This is a genomic window from Streptococcus sp. SCPM-O-B-15277 (M60) (assembly GCF_058200335.1).
In genome coordinates, this window is sequence record NZ_JBYQGR010000004.1 from 33,508 (window position 1) to 54,461 (window position 20,954).

At 40.1% G+C, this 20,954-nt stretch carries 20 protein-coding genes; 7 read left to right on the forward strand and 13 right to left on the reverse strand.

Features of this window, described 5'->3' with window-relative positions; genetic code table 11:
• Positions 1-12: 12 nt before the first annotated feature.
• The 6 genes from nrdD to mnmA form a co-directional block, all read right to left on the reverse strand.
• Positions 13-2,220 (reverse strand): anaerobic ribonucleoside-triphosphate reductase, encoded by a 2,208-nt coding sequence (gene nrdD / locus AC3E9F_RS06585; protein WP_263394548.1) that lies wholly within the window; start codon positions 2,218-2,220, stop codon positions 13-15.
• A gap of 125 nt (positions 2,221-2,345) precedes the next feature.
• A complete protein-coding gene (locus AC3E9F_RS06590; RefSeq protein ID WP_263394149.1) occupies positions 2,346-3,899 on the reverse strand; it encodes a damage-inducible protein CinA in 1,554 nt (517 codons plus the stop codon).
• Positions 3,900-3,943: 44 nt separating this feature from the next.
• Entirely contained in the window at positions 3,944-4,078 is a 135-nt protein-coding gene (locus AC3E9F_RS06595) for a hypothetical protein (RefSeq protein WP_024054483.1), read from the reverse strand.
• An 85-nt stretch (positions 4,079-4,163) separates the two neighbouring features.
• On the reverse strand, positions 4,164-6,080 hold the full coding sequence (gene mnmG, locus AC3E9F_RS06600; RefSeq protein WP_490672945.1) for a tRNA uridine-5-carboxymethylaminomethyl(34) synthesis enzyme MnmG: 1,917 nt from the start codon (positions 6,078-6,080) through the stop codon (positions 4,164-4,166).
• Positions 6,081-6,088: 8 nt separating this feature from the next.
• On the reverse strand, positions 6,089-6,544 hold the full coding sequence (locus AC3E9F_RS06605; protein WP_490672951.1) for an NUDIX hydrolase: 456 nt from the start codon (positions 6,542-6,544) through the stop codon (positions 6,089-6,091).
• Between the two features lie 140 nt (positions 6,545-6,684).
• A complete protein-coding gene (mnmA, locus tag AC3E9F_RS06610; protein ID WP_414312436.1) occupies positions 6,685-7,806 on the reverse strand; it encodes a tRNA 2-thiouridine(34) synthase MnmA in 1,122 nt (373 codons plus the stop codon).
• 304 nt (positions 7,807-8,110) lie between these two features.
• On the opposite strand from mnmA, the gene AC3E9F_RS06615 reads away from it, so the two are divergent.
• A complete protein-coding gene (locus AC3E9F_RS06615) occupies positions 8,111-8,914 on the forward strand; it encodes a hypothetical protein (protein WP_263394153.1) in 804 nt (267 codons plus the stop codon).
• Between the two features lie 178 nt (positions 8,915-9,092).
• On the opposite strand, the gene AC3E9F_RS06620 is transcribed toward AC3E9F_RS06615, so the two are convergent.
• Together AC3E9F_RS06620 and apf are read right to left on the reverse strand one after the other, a co-directional pair.
• Positions 9,093-9,290, reverse strand: a complete 198-nt coding sequence (locus AC3E9F_RS06620; protein WP_416385342.1) for a hypothetical protein — start codon at positions 9,288-9,290, stop codon at positions 9,093-9,095.
• 276 nt (positions 9,291-9,566) lie between these two features.
• Positions 9,567-10,193, reverse strand: coding sequence for an aggregation-promoting factor (gene apf / locus AC3E9F_RS06625; RefSeq protein ID WP_263394155.1), 627 nt, complete (start codon positions 10,191-10,193; stop codon positions 9,567-9,569).
• Between the two features lie 240 nt (positions 10,194-10,433).
• On the opposite strand from apf, the gene sdaAB reads away from it, so the two are divergent.
• The 3 genes from sdaAB to AC3E9F_RS06640 are packed head-to-tail and all read left to right on the forward strand — an operon-like array spanning position 10,434 to position 12,639.
• Entirely contained in the window at positions 10,434-11,105 is a 672-nt protein-coding gene (gene sdaAB, locus AC3E9F_RS06630) for an L-serine ammonia-lyase, iron-sulfur-dependent subunit beta (RefSeq protein ID WP_004251057.1), read from the forward strand.
• 8 nt (positions 11,106-11,113) lie between these two features.
• On the forward strand, positions 11,114-11,986 hold the full coding sequence (sdaAA, locus tag AC3E9F_RS06635; RefSeq protein WP_263394156.1) for an L-serine ammonia-lyase, iron-sulfur-dependent, subunit alpha: 873 nt from the start codon (positions 11,114-11,116) through the stop codon (positions 11,984-11,986).
• Positions 11,987-12,009: 23 nt separating this feature from the next.
• A complete protein-coding gene (locus AC3E9F_RS06640; protein ID WP_263394157.1) occupies positions 12,010-12,639 on the forward strand; it encodes an HAD hydrolase-like protein in 630 nt (209 codons plus the stop codon).
• Between the two features lie 76 nt (positions 12,640-12,715).
• Here the strand turns inward: AC3E9F_RS06640 and AC3E9F_RS06645 are convergent, their stop codons facing one another.
• From AC3E9F_RS06645 to AC3E9F_RS06665, 5 genes are all read right to left on the reverse strand, one after another.
• Entirely contained in the window at positions 12,716-13,075 is a 360-nt protein-coding gene (locus tag AC3E9F_RS06645; protein WP_263394158.1) for a DUF805 domain-containing protein, read from the reverse strand.
• Between the two features lie 73 nt (positions 13,076-13,148).
• Entirely contained in the window at positions 13,149-13,613 is a 465-nt protein-coding gene (locus AC3E9F_RS06650) for a DUF805 domain-containing protein (protein ID WP_214262818.1), read from the reverse strand.
• A 177-nt stretch (positions 13,614-13,790) separates the two neighbouring features.
• Positions 13,791-14,246: a DUF805 domain-containing protein gene (locus tag AC3E9F_RS06655; RefSeq protein WP_214262819.1), complete on the reverse strand. Its 456-nt coding sequence runs from the start codon at positions 14,244-14,246 to the stop codon at positions 13,791-13,793.
• A 163-nt stretch (positions 14,247-14,409) separates the two neighbouring features.
• Complete coding sequence (locus tag AC3E9F_RS06660; protein ID WP_263394159.1) at positions 14,410-16,260, reverse strand: polysaccharide biosynthesis protein; 1,851 nt, start codon at positions 16,258-16,260, stop codon at positions 14,410-14,412.
• Positions 16,261-16,338: 78 nt separating this feature from the next.
• Entirely contained in the window at positions 16,339-17,169 is an 831-nt protein-coding gene (locus AC3E9F_RS06665; RefSeq protein ID WP_263394160.1) for a glycosyltransferase, read from the reverse strand.
• A gap of 213 nt (positions 17,170-17,382) precedes the next feature.
• Between AC3E9F_RS06665 and AC3E9F_RS06670 the strand changes: the two genes are divergently transcribed.
• From AC3E9F_RS06670 to AC3E9F_RS06680, 3 genes are all read left to right on the forward strand, one after another.
• Positions 17,383-18,549 (forward strand): CynX/NimT family MFS transporter, encoded by a 1,167-nt coding sequence (locus tag AC3E9F_RS06670; RefSeq protein WP_263394161.1) that lies wholly within the window; start codon positions 17,383-17,385, stop codon positions 18,547-18,549.
• A 351-nt stretch (positions 18,550-18,900) separates the two neighbouring features.
• Complete coding sequence (locus AC3E9F_RS06675; protein WP_263394162.1) at positions 18,901-20,397, forward strand: gliding motility protein; 1,497 nt, start codon at positions 18,901-18,903, stop codon at positions 20,395-20,397.
• Positions 20,398-20,438: 41 nt separating this feature from the next.
• Complete coding sequence (locus tag AC3E9F_RS06680) at positions 20,439-20,864, forward strand: hypothetical protein (protein WP_263394163.1); 426 nt, start codon at positions 20,439-20,441, stop codon at positions 20,862-20,864.
• The last annotated feature ends 90 nt before the right edge of the window (positions 20,865-20,954 follow it).

Genomic DNA, 20,954 nt, shown 5'->3' on the forward strand with positions numbered 1-20,954 from the left:
CTATCTCTCTCTCTAATTTCTTACTTCATGTCCTGCTGTTTTGATAGTAGAACCGTTCATGTGTTTGACACGCGCAGCAATTTCCTTGTGGCGTCCATTAACCATCGGACGCGCTTGTGGGTTCCCAAGATAGCCACAGGTTCGTTTAACCACGTCTACTGTTTTAGGATCATTATTTCCACAGTTAGGACAAGCAAATCCTCTCTCAGTAGGTTCAAAATCTCCTTCAAAATCACACTTGTAACAGCGGTCAATCGGAGTATTAGTTCCGAGATAACCTACACGATCATAAGCATAGTCCCAAACAGCTTCCAAAGCCTTTGGATTTTGTTGGAGAACTGGGTACTCGCAGTAGTGGATAAAGCCACCTGATGCACCTGCTTCTGGGTAGACTTTCTCAAAGTCCAATTTTTCAAAAGGTGTTGGATTTTTGCGGACATCATAATGAAAGGAATTTGTGTAGTATTCTTTATCAGTAATGTCTGGAATAGAGCCGAATTTCTCTGTATCCAAACGACAGAATCGGTCCGTTAAACTTTCAGATGGTGTTGAATAGATAGAGAAGTGATAACCGTATTGGTCAGACCACTCTTCTACTCGGCGCTTCATATCACGAATAATATCCAGTGTAAATTCCTTGGCTTCTGGATTAGTTTCCCAATCATTACCAAAGAAGACGGTCGCTACCTCGTACAAGCCAATATAGCCCAGAGAAATAGTTGCACGACGATTCTTAAAGAGTTGATCAACACTTTCTTCTTTTCCAAGACGACGTCCGAAGGCTCCATATTGATAAAGAATTGGTGCATTAGCTGGAGTGGCTTCCTTGGTTCTTTCCACACGATAAACCAAGGCATCTTCCGCGATGTTCATGCGCTCGTTGAAGATTTCCCAGAACTTGTTCAGGTCGCCTTCTGATTCGAGGGCAATACGAGGAAGATTGACCGTCACCACCCCTAGATTCATACGGCCCGAATTGACTTCTACTCCATTTTCATCCTTCCATCCTTGAAGGAATGAACGGCATCCCATCGGAACTTTGAAAGAACCAGTCAACTCGACAATCTTATCATAAGACAAGACATCCGGGTACATGCGCTTAGTTGCACACTCAAGAGCCAACTGCTTGATATCGTAGTTAGGCGATCCCTCTTCTAAGTTAAGTCCTCTTTTTAGGGTGAAGATGAGTTTTGGGAAGATAGCTGTACGGTGTTCTGAACCAAGCCCCTTGATTCGAATGTTTAAAATCGCCTTTTGAATTTCACGTTCAAAACGATTGGTTCCTAGACCGAAACCAAGAGAGGTAAAAGGGGTTTGACCATTTGAGGTAAAGAGGGTGTTAATCTCGTACTCTAGAGATTGCATGGCATCGTAGATGTCCTTTTGCGTTTTCTTCCAGGCGTACTCCTCACGCTTATCAGGCAGAACCCATTCCTCTGCATCTTTGAGGTGCTTTTGGTAATTTTTCTCTGCATATGGAGCCAAGACTTCATCAATCCGGTCTGCTGAACAGCCTCCATACTGACTTGATGCAACGTTGGCGATGATTTGGGAAATCTGTGCTGTCGCAGTTTGGATAGACTTGGGACTCTCTACCTCAGCATTCCCAATCTTAAAACCATTTTCCAACATGCCCTTGAAATCAATCAAACAGCAGTTAGTCATAGGGGTGTAGGGGCTATAGTCCAAATCGTGATAGTGGATATCCCCTTTTTGATGGGCATTTGCCACATGTTTAGGAAGCATTTGAAGTCCGATTGATTTTCCAACAATTCCTGCCGTCAAATCACGCTGGGTATTAAAAACATCACTATCCTTATTGGCATTTTCATTGACAACCGCCTGATCTTTATTGAGCAGTTTATGGATGCTGAAGTTAATATCTGTTGCTTTTGAGCGCTCAAAATCACGCTGGGTCCGATAAGTAATATACTCCTCGGCCAAAGCGTATTCTTTAGCTTCCAACAACTCGTGTTCTACGATATTTTGGATTTCGTAGATTTTTACACCTTGCGGGAAACGGCTATGAATCTCTTCAACGATACGTTCAACTAGGGTACTAAGTCGCTTTTCAACCAAAGGGGTTACATCCATCACCTTTTCAGCAGCCTTATGAAGCGCTTTGTCAATCTTGTCTACATCAAAAATTACACGTCTGCCGTCACGCTTTTCAACGAATAAAGTCGGATCAGGGACAGCCTTCTCTTCCAATACAATCATATCCATACCCTTTTCTTAAATATAATATTGATTCTAAAAAGTATTATATCACTAAAAAAATAAAAATCAATATCTTGTGTTAAAAAATAAAAATTTTTTAAAATTACACAAGATATTGATAGTTTTTATTTTAATTTGTAGAGTTTAAAGTCTTTGAATTCACTTTGAACCGCTTGATAATTTTCAGCTAAAAGTTGCTCAACTTCTGTCCATAGGGTTGTTTTTGTATTCACTACAATCATCTTTGGTTGATTATCTCGTAGATCATTTACAAGCTTGGTACGATTTGCATCAAGTCCTGTATGCAATCTCGGTGATAATAACTGACTAGCAGCCAAGCGTTCGCTAGCCTTATAACTACTTGTCTGATCATCCCAAACATAGATACGATCTGTAGCTTGCGTTTCCCCTTTGACCTTAGCTTCAATACTAGTTCGTTCTTGAAATTGTTCCGCATGAAGCAAATATCGTGATAGTACAGGTGCTAAAAATAGATAAGTAAGAGCTAAAATTGGCAGATAGGCATTCCCTTTTAGAAAAGCTCCCCATACCGAAGTTTCTTCTCTAGATCGTCTACGACGATTGGCTCCTTCTGGTTTCTCTGTACGAATCCCAGCCAGTAAAAGAAGAGACAAGAAAGGAAGTAACTCCACCATACGACTGCCGTGGATTTGGTCTGTAGAAAAAATTTCTAAAACCAATACCAAAATGACAGCAATTGCAGCAAAGATTGATAAGACAGACTGTTTCAATGGTTTAGATTGGAAGAGGCCTGTAAATGCCATCGTCAACGCTCCAAGAGCAATGGCTAACAATCCATAGAAAAGGATGTTGTCTAGCAATCCCGGGTTAGACGTAAAGTTCAAACTATCTACTGGGTAGAGTATTTGACTAATCGCATTTCCAAAACTACCTTTATAAACCGTGTAGTAGCCAATTGGATAAAAGAAAATTGAAAAACCAAGGCCCGCAGCAAAAAATTGATAGACCCCATGAGTCAATTTATTGCGACCGACATTAAAAGCTGTTACTGCAAGAAACAAGACGAATGCATACAAGGTTGTAACCAAAGGTGCAAAGAAAAATGCTAGAGCCAAGCTAGCTCCAATACGTAAGAAACCCCTATCTTGGTTTGGTTCTGCCAAATAAGCCGTCACTAAACTTAGAGCATAAAACAAGAATGGGAGAGCAAGAATAGTTGCATAGCCACCACCAAAGCTAAGAGCACTAGCTAGGATATAAAAGACTGTCAATACTTGTTGTGATTGTTTATTTTGTTCCGTCAGATTGTAAGCTGAAGGAAAAAGAAAGAATCCGGCACCTACTAAAGCTAACCAATTAAAGACGGCAAACAAAATACTTCCCTGGGTTACATACTGTAAAAAGTAATAGAGGATACCACTCGTTCCAAAATAATCTGTGTAGACGTCGCCGCTCTGATGCATAGCCCATCCAATATAAAAATCCTGGGACTGCTCAGGACTTATTAACCCTAAGAAGAAGGGTAAAATTACGGACACAAGCACCACTATAGTACTCAAAAAGAGGATATTCAAAAATGGTAAGCAGGCAGGCTGACGAGTTTCAACCTCGAGTTGCTCCTCATTTTCTACTGGAGCATCCTGACTTCCCATCCAAGTTGGAGTTGGTTCGTCTTCTAATCTGCCATATACGTTCATTCGCTCTCTCCTATATTTTAATTTGTTCTAGTATATCAAAAAGTCTAGTTCTTGTCAGCCTTTGGCGGACGTTCGCTCAACTTTTCAGACAAGGTAACAAAGCGTTCAATCTCATAAAAACGATGATATGAAACTCTTTTATAGCGGTCTAAAAAATTTTTTTCTTCTACTGTAAGCATAGTCATTTCTCCTTTTCTCTTAATTCGAAAAATGAAGAAAAATTTAAAAAACTGAATTCTCAAAAGAGAATTCAGCTTTTTATTTTTAGTCAGCTTTCTTTTCTAAGTTTTTAGAAATGCTTCGATTTTTACCTTCTAAATACACCATAAGAATTGAAATATCTGCTGGGTTTACACCTGAAATACGGCTAGCTTGGCCGATGGTTTCTGGATTGATGAGCTTGAACTTCTGGCGAGCTTCAGTCGCGATAGAGTCAATATCATCCCAGTCAATATTCGCTGGAATCCGTTTTTCTTCCATGCGTTTCATCTTGGCAACCTGATCCATGGCTTTTGAGATATAGCCTTCGTACTTGATTTCTGTTTCAATCAATTCGATAATCTTGTCATCTAACTCTTCAGCAGCAGGTCCGATGAAAGCCACCACATCTTGGTAAGAGACTTCTGGGCGACGAAGGAATTCCTTGGCTGTCACCGCATCTGTCAATGGCTTGAACCCCATCTCCTCAACCTTAGCATTTGTTTCCTTGACTGGCTTGAGTTTGATGCTGTCTAAACGCTTCATTTCATTTTCAAATTGATTTTTCTTGATTTCAAAACGAGCCCAACGTTCATCATCAACAAGCCCAATCTCGCGCCCCATCTCAGTCAAACGCATATCGGCATTGTCATGACGGAGGATGAGGCGGTATTCAGCACGACTTGTCAAGAGACGGTAAGGTTCAATGGTCCCCTTAGTTACCAAGTCATCAATCATCACTCCGATATAACCGTCGCTTCGTTTCAGAATTAACTCAGGCTTGCCTTGGATTTTCAGCGCTGCGTTGATACCCGCGATAATCCCTTGACCAGCAGCTTCTTCATATCCAGACGTTCCATTTGTCTGGCCAGCAGTGAAAAGACCTGAGATTTTCTTGGTTTCAAGCGTTGCACGCAATTGATGAGGCAAGACCATGTCGTACTCGATAGCATAACCTGTACGCATCATCTCTGCATTTTCCAAACCTTTGATAGAATGAACCAAGTCACGTTGGACATCCTCAGGAAGACTAGTTGAAAGTCCTTGGACATAAACTTCTTCTGTGTTTCGTCCTTCTGGCTCAAGGAAAAGCTGGTGACGTTCCTTGTCTGCAAAGCGAACAATCTTATCCTCAATCGACGGACAGTAACGAGGTCCCACTCCCTTAACCACACCTGTAAACATAGGCGCACGGTGGAGGTTGTTTTGGATAATCTCATGACTGGTACCATTGGTGTAGGTTAACCAGCATGGAACTTGGTCTTTAACATAATCTTCATCACGTGAAGTGTAAGAGAAGTGATTTGGTGTTTCATCTCCTGGCTGAATCTCTGTCACATCATAGTTGATGGAGGAAGCCTTGACACGTGGAGGCGTTCCTGTCTTGAAACGACCGATTTCAAGTCCAAGTTCCTTGAGATTGTCAGCAAGGTTTATAGAAGCTAGGCTGTGGTTTGGCCCTGATGAGTACTTGAGATCTCCGATGATGATTTCCCCACGGAGGGCTGTCCCTGTGGTCACGATAACAGCCTTGGCAGCATATTCCTGATGGGTAGCTGTACGAACACCGACAACCTTGCCTTCTTCCACCAAAATCTCATCAATCATAGTTTGACGAAGGGTTAGATTTTCTTGATTTTCAACCGTCTTGCGCATTTCCTTAGAGTAAAGTTCCTTATCAGCCTGCGCACGAAGGGCACGGACAGCTGGTCCCTTCCCAGTGTTGAGCATCTTCATCTGGATGTAAGTCTTGTCAATGGTCTTAGCCATTTCGCCACCAAGGGCATCTACCTCACGCACGACAATCCCCTTGGCAGAACCACCAATAGACGGATTACATGGCATGAAAGCCAACATTTCAATGTTGATAGTCGCAAGCAAGACCTTGCAGCCCATACGGCTCGCAGCTAGGGAAGCTTCGACCCCCGCATGTCCCGCACCGATTACAATAATATCGTATTCTTCCGTAAAATTATAAGTCATTTTCTCTCCTATTCTTCAAGGTGAATGTGTCTTAGTTGCCCGTCCCAATCTGGTAGGGCTATTTTTAAAAAGGTTGGAACCAGCTGGATATTCTGGAGTTTATCCAAATCAATCCACTCACAGGGCTGCCTTTTATCATCTTCCTGCATGGTCAACGGGGCATCCTCAAGTAAGTCTACTAGAAAATGAAACTCGATGTTGTGATAGGAAACACCGTCCTGTTCAAAACGATTTTCAACCACGAAAGCTAGTGGCCCAGCTTGAGCTTTAACACCCAGTTCTTCCCTCACTTCGCGGACTACCGCGTCTTCCGTGCTTTCATTTACTTGGATCGCACCGCCAATAGTGTAATACTTGCCCTTATCTTTGGTGACTAGGAGCTTGCGGTTTTGAAGAATCAAAGCTGTCGCCCGAACGCCAAAAACCGTATTCCCCACTTTTGTCCGAAAGTCTTGCTGAGTCATTCTTGTCCTTTCCCTTAAACGACACAAAAACAGTCAAAACTCGTAAGAAGTGCAGGACAAAAAAGCCTGCAACATCCATGAGCTTTGACCATCATTTCTATTGCTTTTATTATTGTAGCAAATTGAGAACATTTGTCAATCTATATGTACTGACAAACCTTGCCATCACGGTAGGCATTGTCAATCAAACCACCACCGAGACACTCTTCACCGTCGTAAAAGACAACTGCCTGTCCTGGTGTGATGGCGCGTTGTGGTTCCACAAAAATAACTTCTGCCTTGTCTCCTTTGACATGAACAGTCACCTTGGAGTCAGGCTGACGGTAGCGGAATTTAGCCGTGCATTCGAGCGTAAATTCCTCTGGCATATCACGAGTAAAGTGGACCTGACTGGCTTCTAAGCTAGTTGACATCAGCGAATCATGGTAGAATCCTTGGCCTACATAGAGAATGTTCTGACTTAGGTCTTTTCCGACAACGAACCAAGGAGCATTGTCACCGCCGTGTTGTCCACCGATACCGAGTCCGCCACGCTGACCGATCGTATAGTACATCAGACCAGCATGCTCACCCATATCGCGACCATCCACAGTCATCATTCGACCAGGCTGAGCTGGTAAGTAGTTGCTGAGAAATTCTTTAAAGTTCTTTTCTCCGATAAAGCAAATCCCTGTTGAATCTTTCTTCTTAGCAGTCGCAAGACCTGCTTCTTCTGCTAGTTTGCGAACTTCAGGCTTTTCCAAATGTCCCAGTGGGAACATGGTCTTTTGTAATTGTTCTTGTGAAAGTTGGCTGAGGAAATAGGTCTGATCCTTGCCATTATCCACGCCACGAAGCATGTGAACGATGCCATCCTCATCACGCGCCACACGGGCATAGTGCCCAGTTGCTACATAGTCTGCTCCCAAGGTCATGGCATAGTCCAAAAAGGCCTTAAACTTGATTTCCTTGTTACACATAACGTCTGGATTTGGCGTGCGTCCTGCTCTGTATTCCGCTAGGAAATACTCAAAAACGCGGTCCCAGTACTCTTTTTCAAAATTGACAGAGTAGTAAGGAATGCCAAGTTGGTCTGCCACTGCAGCCACATCCTTGTAATCTTCGGTCGCCGTACAGACGCCGTTTTCATCTGTGTCGTCCCAGTTCTTCATGAAGATACCGATCACATCGTAGCCCTGTTCTTTGAGTAAGAGAGCCGTCACCGACGAATCAACACCACCACTCATCCCCACGACAACACGTGTTTTAGAGTTATCACTCATGGTAGTTCTCCCATCTATTCGTTTATTCACGATTGAAGGTCGTGTTTGCTATCACGATTGAAGGTCGTTTGAGCAGTTTTCATTATAACATGCTTGGTTAGAGAAGACAAGGAAGATGCTGACAAACCTAGCCACCTCTTTTATAAATACATGAAGATAGGATACAAAAAAATCAATCCATTCCTAAATCTCTATTCTCTTTAAAAACTTATTTTTAAAATCAACTAAAAATGATATACTTTAATAAGGAGGAATGCGCACATGATTCCATATATACACCATCATCCATGTGCGTAGAACTAATGTGAACAACTACAAAGATATTCTAAAATCAAAAAATACTATTTTTATTATTACACTTATTGCAGGTATTGGACTTTTGACAGGCTTAGTCCTCCATCAAGAAAAAATCCAAGCAGAGAGAGGGAACGTTGCTCTCATCAAACAACAAAAAAATCAACAAGATGTCGAACAAGTAAAAAACGCCATTAAAGACTTCAATATTGATTCTGAAACTATTATAGAAGATTGGAAAAAAATTCAAGAATTAAAACCAACTACTGATGAAGGCAAAAAGACATTAGCAGACTTTCTCGCTTCTACTGCCGATAAAGTCACAAATCATTATAGTGAAAAAGCTTTGAAATTAGATATAAAGGATTCTGATAGCCAGTTTCAAGATAAACAAACACTTGAGACAGCCATCACTTCCTTGCAAAAAATAATAGACATCATTAAAAACATTAATTCTGCCAGCGACCAAGTTGCTCTTGAAGAAAAGATAAAACCAATTCAAGAACTAATCTCTAAATTCCAAAAACAAGTTGAAGTCTTGACCAAAAAAGAAGAAGAAAAAACTACCCAAACAGAAACGACTACTAGAGATGCCGGAATAGAAGCCAACCGTTCAGAAGATAGTAGCTATATTCAAAGCTATCCAGAAACAAATGGAAGCATATCTAATTCCCAAGCACCTGCAGCTGAGCAGTCTTCATCTGGTAGTACTAGTAGTGGAGGAGATAATAGCGCTAATACAGGAGGTCAAACTGCTGATTCTTCAGGTTCTCAATCAGAGTCTAATAGCGATACAACCAGTTCGTCTAACTAATAATCTAGATGTCGAAATCCCATAAACTTGTAAGCCCTCAACACCAATGTTTATAATGATCTCTCATCAAATGTAAACACACAAAAAGAGCCTTAAACGGCTCTTTTTTAGGGCTCTATGATATTTGTAGTAGGTAAATTCCCTATAGATATTATGGAGCCAATTATTGATAAAAACTTTAGTCATCTTCGTCTCTATAAAAATATTTTCTATACACCCTTGATAATATCAAAATTAATGCCCATATCGTACTAAGAGCTATAATAATAGAATTTATTGGATTTATTTCAGTATGTCCAATCACTAGTCCAATTATTGGACTAGTAGACATGCTTAGATATAATGAAAATGACAAAATATGATGTTGCTGCTGAATCTCTCAACTCTTTATCTTTACAATGGTGATAAGTTAGTTTACAAACAGCTTTGCTACACTCTCTTGGAGGAAGCAAAAATAAGCAAACGGTATGACACACTTGCGTTTTCCTATATTCGTATAGTCATTTGTACTAATGATGCTCAGTTGATACAAAATGGACTCTCCTTAGCTAAGCTAGTAGAAAATGAACACTTACTAACAGAACTAGAGCGAGAAGTTGATATCTTTGTAAACAAAAAAGAAAGTCATTGAGACTTCCTTTTCTATATCTTCTTAATACCAACCGTTGTTAAGCCAGAAGTTCTTAGCAGCTGTCCATGAACCGTAACGTCCAGCAACATAAGCGTCTGCTACACGTTCTTGGTTTTCAGCTGAGTAGTCGCCATTCAAGTAAGAATCTGTCAATTGGTAACGTCCGATGTAACGTCCGTTTGTCGCTGTGTAGCTACCTCCTGATTCTTTTTGAGCGATCCATTCTTTCGCTTCTGCTTCAGATCCGCTTACAGTTGCAGCTGGAGCTGAGTAGCTTTCTGTTGCTGCAGGTGCTTGAGCTGGAGCTTCGTAAGTTTCTTCGTATGTAGTTTCTTCTACAACAGTTTCAGCAACTGCTGGAGTTTCTTCAACTTCTGCTACAGGAGCTTCTGTTGTTGTAGTTTCAGCAACTGGAGCTGCCCCATCGATAACCAATACTTGGTCAACAAAGATAAGGTCAACATTTTTAATGTTGTTCAATTTAGCTAATTTTTCAACTGTTGTGTTGTAAGTCTCAGCAATTTCTGAAAGAGTATCTCCAGGTTTAACTGTATAAGTTTTTGTTTCTTGTGCAAAAGTAAGTGATGGTGCAAGGAAAGCAAGTACAACTGCAAATCCTGCAAGTTTAGTCTTAATGTTTAATTTCATTTAAAAAAGTTCTCCTTTTTTCTTATACTACCATGATACCTTTCTAATGTTACTATTTGTTAACGAATTTGTGTAGAAATGTTACAAAACTGTGATTTATTTACTTAAAAAAGCCACTTTTTGTTACAAAACCCTTGTTATAAAAGCTTTTTAATCTTTTTATATATTTCAGAAAGTAATTAAGCACTTACATCTAATCTTTGTTATAATAGAAGTAAGAATCTTTGTAAGGGGAAACAGATGCAATCACTTCGTTTTCAATCTGTCTTTGATATTATCGGGCCTGTGATGATTGGGCCATCTAGTAGTCACACGGCAGGAGCTGTCCGTATCGGTAAAATTGTTTCATCTATCTTTGATGATACTCCAACCGAGGTCGAATTTCAGCTTTTTAACTCTTTTGCAAAAACCTATCGTGGACACGGAACAGACCTTGCTCTTGTCGCTGGTATTTTGGGAATGGATACGGATGATCCTGAAATTCCAAATAGTTTAGAAATTGCCCACAAGCGTGGCATTAAAATCGTGTGGACCATCCAAAAGGACAGTAATGCTCCCCACCCAAATACTACGAAAATCACTGTTAAGAACGATCGTAAGACTATCAGCGTAACAGGAATTTCAATCGGCGGTGGAAATATCCAGGTGACAGAATTAAATGGTTTTGCCGTATCTCTCAACATGAACACCCCTACCATCATCATCGTTCATCAAGATGTTCCTGGTATGATTGCTCATGTGACTGAAGCTCTTTCTCGCTTTGGTATCAACATCGCTCAAATGAATGTAACTCGAGAAAAAGCTGGAGAAAAAGCCATCATGATTATTGAAGTTGATAGTCGCAACTGTGAAGAATCTATCGAAGAAATTCGGAAAATTCCTCATTTGCACAATGTCAATTTCTTTCAATAGGAGAAAATATGTTTTACTCTATCAAAGAATTAGTTGAACAGGCTGAACTTGATTTCCAAGGAAATGTTGCCGAACTCATGATTAGGACTGAGTTTGAACTAACTGGTCGTGAGCGTGAAGAAGTTCTTCTCCTCATGGAGCGCAATCTTGAAGTCATGAAAGCTTCTGTTGAACTCGGACTCAATGAGAATAAATCTCGTAGCGGTCTGACAGGTGGTGATGCTGCCAAGCTAGACCACTACATCAAAAAAGGAAAGACCTTATCAGACTTCACTGTCTTGTCTGCTGCCCGTAACGCTATTGCCGTTAATGAGCACAATGCCAAGATGGGCCTTGTTTGTGCAACACCGACCGCAGGTAGTGCAGGTTGTCTTCCCGCAGTTCTCACATCTGCTATTCAAAAACTAAATCTAACTCATGAACAACAACTAGATTTCCTCTTCGCTGCTGGTGCTTTTGGGCTCGTCATTGCTAACAACGCCTCTATCTCGGGGGCCGAAGGAGGTTGTCAAGCAGAGGTGGGTTCAGCTTCAGCCATGAGTGCTGCCGCCCTAACCCTGGCTGCAGGTGGAAGTCCTTACCAAGCTAGCCAGGCTATCGCCTTCGTTATCAAAAATATGCTCGGTCTTATCTGCGATCCAGTTGCAGGTTTGGTTGAAGTTCCATGTGTTAAGCGTAATGCCATGGGAGCAAGCTTCGCCTTCATCGCAGCTGATATGGCTTTAGCTGGTATCGAATCAAAAATCCCAGTTGACGAAGTTATTGATGCCATGTACCAAGTAGGCTCTAGTCTCCCAACTGCCTTTCGTGAAACTGCCGAAGGTGGTCTCGCAGCCACACCGACAGGTCGTCGTCTTCAAAAAGAAATCTTCGGCGACTAATTTCAAGATTACTAGGAGAATCAATGTCATCCTTATCAGCCATCTTTTTCGACTTAGATGGAACCCTTGTGGACAGCTCTATCGGTATTCACAAGGGCTTCACCTATACTTTTGAACAACTTGGAGTCCCTAGTCCAGACGCAAAAACCATCCGTGGTTTTATGGGCCCTCCACTGGAGACTAGTTTTGCTAGTTGTCTCTCGCCTGATCAGGTTGAGCTAGCTATCCAGCTTTATCGCTCCTATTATAAGGAAAAAGGAGTTTACGAAGCCCAGCTATTTCCACAAATCAAGGAACTACTCGCTGAACTAGCTCAACAATATCCTCTCTATATCACGACAACAAAAAATACCCCTACAGCAGTACATATGATAGCTAATTTTGAAATCGAGCATTTCTTTGCCGGCATCTATGGTTCAAGTCCTCAAGCAGTGCACAAGGCAGACGTCATTCGCCAAGCTTTGGCAACTCATAACTTGGACCCAGAAAAAGTGGTCCTTATCGGAGATACTAAATTTGATATGATTGGCGCCCAAGAAACTGGCATTAAAAAACTAGCTGTTACTTGGGGATTTGGTGACGAGAAGGACCTCATGACCTATCAACCTGACTGGGTTGCACATCAACCAGCAGACATTTTACGTCAACTATAATTGAAATCCTAAACAAAAAACACTCCAATTAAATTGGAGTGTTTTTAAATTTGTGCTTGCTTTAATCTGTCATTTATTAGTTAGTTACTTCCTTGGTTGGCATTGCCAGCAGGACTAAAAGAATAAATCCTCCCATTGGAGCGAAAGCGAGAAAAATGAAGGCCCAGTGAAAGCCTGCATCACGTAAACGACGAACTCTTAGAGCGATACTCGGTATGAATATCACTAAATAAAAAATGATATAAAAACTCAGAATTCCCACACTTGCGATAGGGTCTGCTACTTCTTCTTTAGTGAAGACAGCCTGAAAATAGGTAATATAAAGAGGAATGGATAAAACACTGTTCATTATCCAAACCCACCAAAAGTCTGGACGTGTTGAACGTCCTGAAAAGTCTGCAAACCCTCTAAAGAAATTTTTATAGGCTTCAATCATAGGATACTCCTAATTATATGTTAAACAGGCGTGAGAACTACCAGACAAGATTCAACTGTAAAACAAGAATCTCTTAGCTCTTATCTGATTCTTCGAACGGTGTGTCTTCGATGACTTCTTCGACTTTGACTGTTTGAGGTTCACTATAGTTTACCACTTCAGTCTCTTTTGTTGGCATAGCGAAAAGGACCAAAAGAGCAATTCCTCCCATTGGAACGAAGCGAAGGAAGATAAAGGCCCAGTGGAATCCGGCGTCACGCAAACGACGAACTGACAAAGCTAAAGTCGGCACTAAAATTGCTAGGTAGAAAACTGCATAAATAATGGCAACTAAACCAAAAACCATGAAAGTAGCTTCGCTAGCTGAATCGCTCACTGAATACATCACGGTACTAAGAAATACAGTGTAGAAATAGATAATCCAGAAAGGAATAGAAAGGATGAGGTTTCCTAACCAAACCCACCAGAAATCTGGACGCGTCGAACGACCGGTGAACTCTGCATAATTCTTGAAAAAATTCTTATAAGCTTGAATCATAAGCTACTCCCCTATTATTATTTTTATCGTTTAGAATACTTAATAAGATTTGTAGAGCGACTGTGAATAGACATAAAACACTCCCAAATCTTAAATTTAGACCTAGGAGTATTTTTAGGATCTAGCTTTACAATCTTAAAAGATCTTATCAACTAGAGATGCTTTAACAATTTTACTTTAGTTCTTGTCTATTTCTTCAAATGGTGAGACTTCTTGAGCTTCAACTGCCTCTACAACTTCTTCAGCTTGAACTTCTTTTACTTGGTTCATAACTGGAGTTGCTTCTTCCTTTGTTGGCATAGCAAAAAGTACTAGAAGAACAATACTACCCAGTGGAACGAATAAAATAAAGATAAGTGCCCAGTGGAAACCAGCGTCACGAAGGCGACGGACCATCAAAGCAAGCGACGGTAAGAAAAGTGCTAAGCCAAAAATAAAATAGATAATAGCGATAAAGCCCAAAGCAATAAGAGCGCTCTTGTTTCGTGAATTAGCTAGAGCATTTCCGTATGTTAAGAAGAAAGGAATATAAAGAATCATATTTCCAAGCCAAACCCACCAGAAATCAGAACGTGTTGAACGGCCTGCAAAATCTACATAGCCTTTAAAGAAACTTTTATAAGCGTTAATCATAAGATACTCCCTATTATTGTTATTTATTATATTTTACCATATCTGTTCACTTAGAGCAAATATGTTTAAAATTAGCTGAAAATTCCTCTAAATATAGAAAAAAGATATTACCTGTCACCTCCACTTAAAGAAGATTTGACGGATAATACCTTATTTTTTATATTTAATCCACATGAGTTGTTTCATTAGCAAAAGCTATGATTGCTCTCTTCAATTCAGAACCCTGCAAGGTACGGAACTCTTCAATCTTCTGGTTGATCATCTCAAGAGGCATCACATTTACTTTACCAACAAAGATCTTGTCCATTACTTGATTGTCAACGAGTTCAGTTGATACCAGTAATTCTTCGTATAGTTTTTCACCTGGGCGAATACCTACTTCTACGATTGGAATTTCATTTTCAGTATGACCGCTGAGTAGAACCATTTTCTTAGCCAAATCGTAGATGCGAACAGGTTTACCCATATCAAGGATAAAGACTTCTCCATCCTTGGCATAAGCACCCGCATGAATCACCAAACGACTAGCTTCTGGAATGGTCATAAAGTAACGAGTCATTCGGAAATCCGTCACTGTTACAGGACCGCCTTCAGCAATCTGACGTTCAAAGACAGGAATTACACTACCACGGCTACCCAGTACGTTACCGAAACGCACCGCACAATAGGTAGATTGGCTACGTTGATTAAATCCTGTAACAATTAACTCAGCCACACGTTTGGTAGCTCCCATGACGTTTGGTGGATTAACGGCCTTATCTGTCGAAATCATAACCATTTTAGGAACTCGAGCAGCGTCAACCGCTCTAGCAACATTATAAGTTCCAAGGATGTTGTTCTTAAAGGCTTCTTTTGGATTTCTCTCCATCATTGGAACATGCTTATGGGCTGCAGCATGGTAAACAATGGCTGGTTCATACTGTTCAAAAACTTGAAGCAAACGATCGTAATCTTGAATATCAGCAATAACAGGAACAAAATCAATTTCCTGGAACTTGCGAATCAATTCATGGTAAATCAGATAAATAGAGTTTTCTCCATGACCGAGCAAAATGACACGTTCAGGATTGAATCGACTAACTTGACGGCAGATTTCTGAACCGATTGATCCTCCGGCACCGGTCACCAAGATGGTTTTACCAGTGATTTCTGAACCCAGACGTGATTCATCAAGCTGAATCTCCTTACGTCCTAACAGGTCCGTGATATCAATTTTTTGGAAACCACCTGCTTGAGGTTGGATGCCTTGCACAACTGACTCAATCATCGGCATCTTATAGCATTTTACACCGATATGGTTACACATTTGCAGAATTCGCTCATATTCAGATGGATCTAGAGACGGAATTGCAACGATAACTTTTTCTACTCTGTAGCGTTTAGCCAATTCTGGTAGATTATCATAAGAACCCAAAACTGGGATTTTCCCAAGCTTTTGACCTTTTTTCTTTTCATCATTATCCAAAATTCCAACTAGCTCAAGGTCACTAGTAGGATGTTGGTAGCTGTCCATAAAGAGCGCGCCACCATCTCCAGCACCAATCAAGAAGGTACGGCGGTGTTCTCCATCTCCATTGCCCTTTTTACGTCTTGAGTAAATCAACTGCCAAGTGATACGAGGAAGTAAAATCAAAAAGGTGGTTAATAGGATAAAGAGTACGATAAAGCGGACAGAAAAGAGTGGCAAAAAGGCGTAGCAAATCACATAGGATAAGACACTACTGATGGTCACTCCGAAGAAAATCTTCATGAAATCTGTGATTTTACTATAGCGACTAATGCTAGCGTTAAGACCCCAGAAGCCAATCATCAGTTGATAGAACAGGAAGGTTAGACTGGTGTAAATGACATAGTCTACCGGGGCTGGATTGATTAACCCATAAAATAGAATATAGGACACAATAATTGATAAGACCATACTGGCAATATCAAAAAATCCCCAAAATATTTGTTTCTGTTGTTTATTTAATACTTCAACCAGATCAATGACGTAATCTGTTATTTTTTTATTCATGTGAATGGTATCCTCCTACACAGAATCACATTTTCTAGAAATGATAAGATATTAGATTAAAATCCTATCAGCTAAGCATTACTTGCTTTTTCTTAGAAGTTTCAAAAATATAAACTGTCGCACAAAGCCTGGGCACAGAGCAACGACAACCTGAATTAAAACACTTTTCAGGTATTCACCATAAGAAATCTGCCCACGCGCGTGCATTCTTTGACGTGCCTGACGATAGAGCTTGAGATAGCGAAGACCTCCACGGCGTTCAAACATCCCCGCTCCCACGCGCACCTTACAAAGAATTTGATCTACATTTCCAGTCCGAGCTCCAGCACTAATCATATTTAGCCAGAGAAGATCATCTTCCATATAAAGACCATCCTCATAGTTACCAGCCTTGAGCACCATTTCTTTTTTGAACATCACAGTCATATGATTAAAGGCGCTTCTCATACGTTGGTAGGCAATGATATCCTCATGCTTAATCGGCACACGACGATAGGACACAATCTCGTCAGGTTGGTCGATAAACTCTGCGATATGACCACCTAGTAGGTCCAAATTTTCTTTTTCCATCAATTCGAACTGTTGTTCGAAACGGTCTTCAACAGCAATATCATCTGTATCCATACGAGCAATGACATCATATTGGCACTGTAAGACACCGTACTGAAGCGCTAAGCCTAAGCCGCGATTTTGCTCAAGTGGACAACGTTTGATCGGAATACTTGACTGTGCTTCCAATTTCTCCAAAACTTGATAGAGCTCAGGTGTCAGTGGCCCATCTTCGACGATGACCACTTCGCTAGGTTTGAGCGTTTGATGTATGATGCTCTCTACTGCCTCTTCTAGAAAGACTGGATTTTCTTTAACATAGACTGACATCAAGACGCTAAATTTACGATTTTCAGACACAGTACTTCTCCAATGTATAGATTTTCTTTCACTATTTTATCACAAATTTCCAGACTTTCCTATTTTTATTTGAATCCCAGAAAAAAACTAGTAAATATATTCTTCTTTTTCCCATGATTTCGCTGAGCTAAGTAACGGATTCTCTCTATCTTGACATCTATGGGAAAAAGCCTTAAAATAAGCTGTTATCAAAATCAGCATATTGAGGTTCACATGAAAAAACGATCACTCTTTTTTATTCTAGGATTTATCTTAATCGGAGCGGTCTTAAGGGCTCCTTTCACAGCTTTGCCAACTATTTTAGGTGACATTGCTCAAGGTTTTGGAGTAGAAGTCAGTTCACTTGGTGTTTTGACCAGCCTTCCTCTCTTGATGTTTGCCCTCTTCTCCTCTTTTGCGACACGTTTGGCTCAAAAAATTGGGCTCGAGCACCTTTTCACCTATAGTCTTATCGTATTGACCATAGGTTCCGTGATTCGTATCTTTAATCTTCCTCTACTCTATCTGGGAACTTTACTCATCGGAGCAAGTATTGCAATCTTTAACGTGCTCCTTCCTAGCGCTATTCAGGCCAACTACCCACAAAAGATTAGCTTCTTGACAACAGTATATGTGACTTCCATGGGAATCGCAACAGCTCTTGCTTCCTATCTCTCTGTTCCCATTACTCAAGCGGCCTCTTGGAAAGGCTTGATCCTCTGCCTATCCTTCGTCTGCCTACTAACTTTAGTGGTCTGGTTCCCCAATCATCGTCGCAATCATTTTCTAGAAGGACATGAGAAAAAACAAAAGAAAGAGAATATCTTAAAAAACAAGGAAGTTTGGGCTATTATTGTATTTGGTGGACTTCAGTCCTTGCTCTTCTATACTAGCATGACCTGGTTACCAACCATGGCCATCAGTGCAGGACTATCTCATACAGACGCTGGCCTTCTGGCTTCTATCTTTTCACTGATTAGTATCCCCTTCTCGATGACCATTCCAAGTTTAACAACTCGTTTGTCCAATCGTCACCGTCAAATCATGCTGACAGTCATCTCTATCGCTGGATTGCTTGGAATTGCCATGCTCTTATACCCGAGCAAGAGTTTCCTCTACTGGTTAGTAGCGCATCTCTTAATTGGTACTGCTTGTAGCGCTCTTTTCCCTTATCTCATGGTTTGCTTCTCTATCAAAACTAGCTCTCCTAAAAAGACGGCCCAATTATCTGGGCTTGCCCAGACAGGTGGTTACATCCTGGCAGCCTTTGGACCAACTCTCTTTGGTTATAGTTTTAACTTTTTCCATTCGTGGATCCCAGCTGTACTGGCTCTTTTAATGATTGATATCATCATGACAATCGCTCTCTTTATGGTGGATAAATCGGATAAAATCCTCTAAAAAGGTTTTTAGAATTTGCCACAAATAAACACACTTTGAAAGCCAGACTGAGTCTGGTTTTTTTTGATCTTCACAACATTTTACAAAGTATAGATTTACCAAGCATACTACTCTTACTATGCGCAAAAATGATATAATAAAGCTAGGAAAACTCCGGTTACACTTTATTAGGAGTAGCACTGTTTGGGTACATAAAAGATTATTACTTTCGGAATTGATAGTTGAAGCGATGCTAAAGTTGAAATTATAAACGTCTACATTTATGATTGTTTTAACGCCATTAAGAAATTTTAATTGGATAAAAAATATCGATTATCCAAAGACCATTGAATCATATAAGGAGAAATTTGTATGCTAGCAAAAGCAGGGGACGTCTATTGTGTTTACAATTTCCATCTAAAAAAATACATAGCTTGTCAGATAACCAAGATAGAAGAGGGGGAGAAAAAGCCGCAGGCTGTCCTACTGTCTTTAGACTGGTCAGGAAAACAACCTCTTAGAGAAGAAGAATTATCTTCTTTGAAGCCACTCTATATAGATTTTATGTACTGGGAAAGAAACTTACATCTCAGTAATGTTGATATTCATGTACCGTCACATTATATTTTTATTGGTAATACAACACCATTAACAACCGAAAGCACAAACACATATGCTATGTTTTGGGGAAATGGTTACGATATTTATAGGCAACTGAAATGGCAAGAAATACCAAAAGAAAAAAGAGATTTATTTAAGAAAGCAGATAAAAGCAAGGAAAAAGTTTCATTTACAGGAAATGAGTGCCGTATTTCTAAACACAATATCAATGACGAGTGGACGCCTTTTGAAGACGCATTAGAATTAAAAGTCTTCCCTTGTTTATCTAAGTTGACATTAACGAGATGGCACAAAAATATATATGAGTATTTGCAGTCAACTCCTTTTATTACAGAACTAGTTCTTAAAAATCATGGACAAACAAAACTGGATTTTTCTAAGACATCCATACATCGGCTTTCCATTGATTTGACAGGCGTAGAGGAACTTAGACTAAACGATGATTTGGAGGAGCTAGTCTTATTAGGAGACATGAGCGACAATTGTCAAATACTTGTAAAGGACCATGGAGCCAGCTTACGATTACAACTTGATAGTTCTCTACCTAAGGCACTGGGATTAAAAGATTTAGGAGCCATCCATTGTTCTAACATCCTTGAAATAGACTTTGCACAAATCTTGAATAACTATCCAAGACTTAGGGAATTAAGATTGTGGGGGAAACCTGGTCATATTCTCAATTTCCATAAATTATCAGAGTTCAAAGAGTTAGTCATGTTTTCCACTGTTGATTTGTTTGGCTTTACTGCAGAGGATATTCCCAAACCAGAAGATTTACCTCGATTAAGTATGTTTTGGATGAGCAGCTTACCAGAAGAGGCCGCTAAAGTAGCCAAAAAATATTATAAAAAACAGCAGGACAAGGGACTGAATCTTTGGATAACAAAACCGAGAAAAGCTGAATGGCTAGCCCAAAACCTAGACAATCCATTTCGCTCATGGGATGGACAAGAAAATATTTCAACCGCAAACGCAAAAAAAGCAGCCTCTCTATATAGAAAGACTAGAGCAAGTGTTAGAAAGCTTCTAGAAAACCCCAACGAGGACACTACGGAACACATAGAAGCCCTCATAAGAGAATATACTCAAGGTTTCAATAAAATGGACAAGCGTAACTGTTTTATTGAAACAATCGAGAGAGAGGATATCTATGATGCCCTGATCGAGATCTTAGATTTACTACCTGAAGATTTAGGGATGGACAAAGAAAAATTTATAGAAATCTTTGATGAGCTAAAAGATTTTTAAATGAGAAGCCTTTCTAGTTCATTCTTAAAACGGAGATTATCATGACTAACTTTATACAGACTATCACAGTAGAAAATCGGCAGGTCGACAAAGAAAATTACTTTACAATTGGCTACTCTCCAGAGATAGAAAAATCTTTACTGTGTGTTTATATTTCTTGGATTGCTGGTTACGAACGCTATTACCAGTTAGATGACGGAGATTTGGCTCTCTTTGAAAGCAAACGAGAAGAATTTCTCAAAAAATATGACAAAGAAATCAAGGCTTATCGGACTGAAAGATTGATTGGTTCTGGGGCTCTGAGGGATTACAATTTTAGTTCTTTGCCTGAGAATATCCTAAAAAACTTGGATAGCTATCCTCCATTTAACGGATATGTCTATCAAAACGGCATTCTCTGTGCCAAAATCAAGATTGAAGACAAGTATTTTTATCTTCCGCCCATTTATGATGAGGATTGCAGATAAGTATTGCCTCAAAGTAATGCAAAACAGCCTCCAATCTTCTAGTTTTTACTAGGAGATTTTTATATATAAAAATTTTACACATATTGCTTG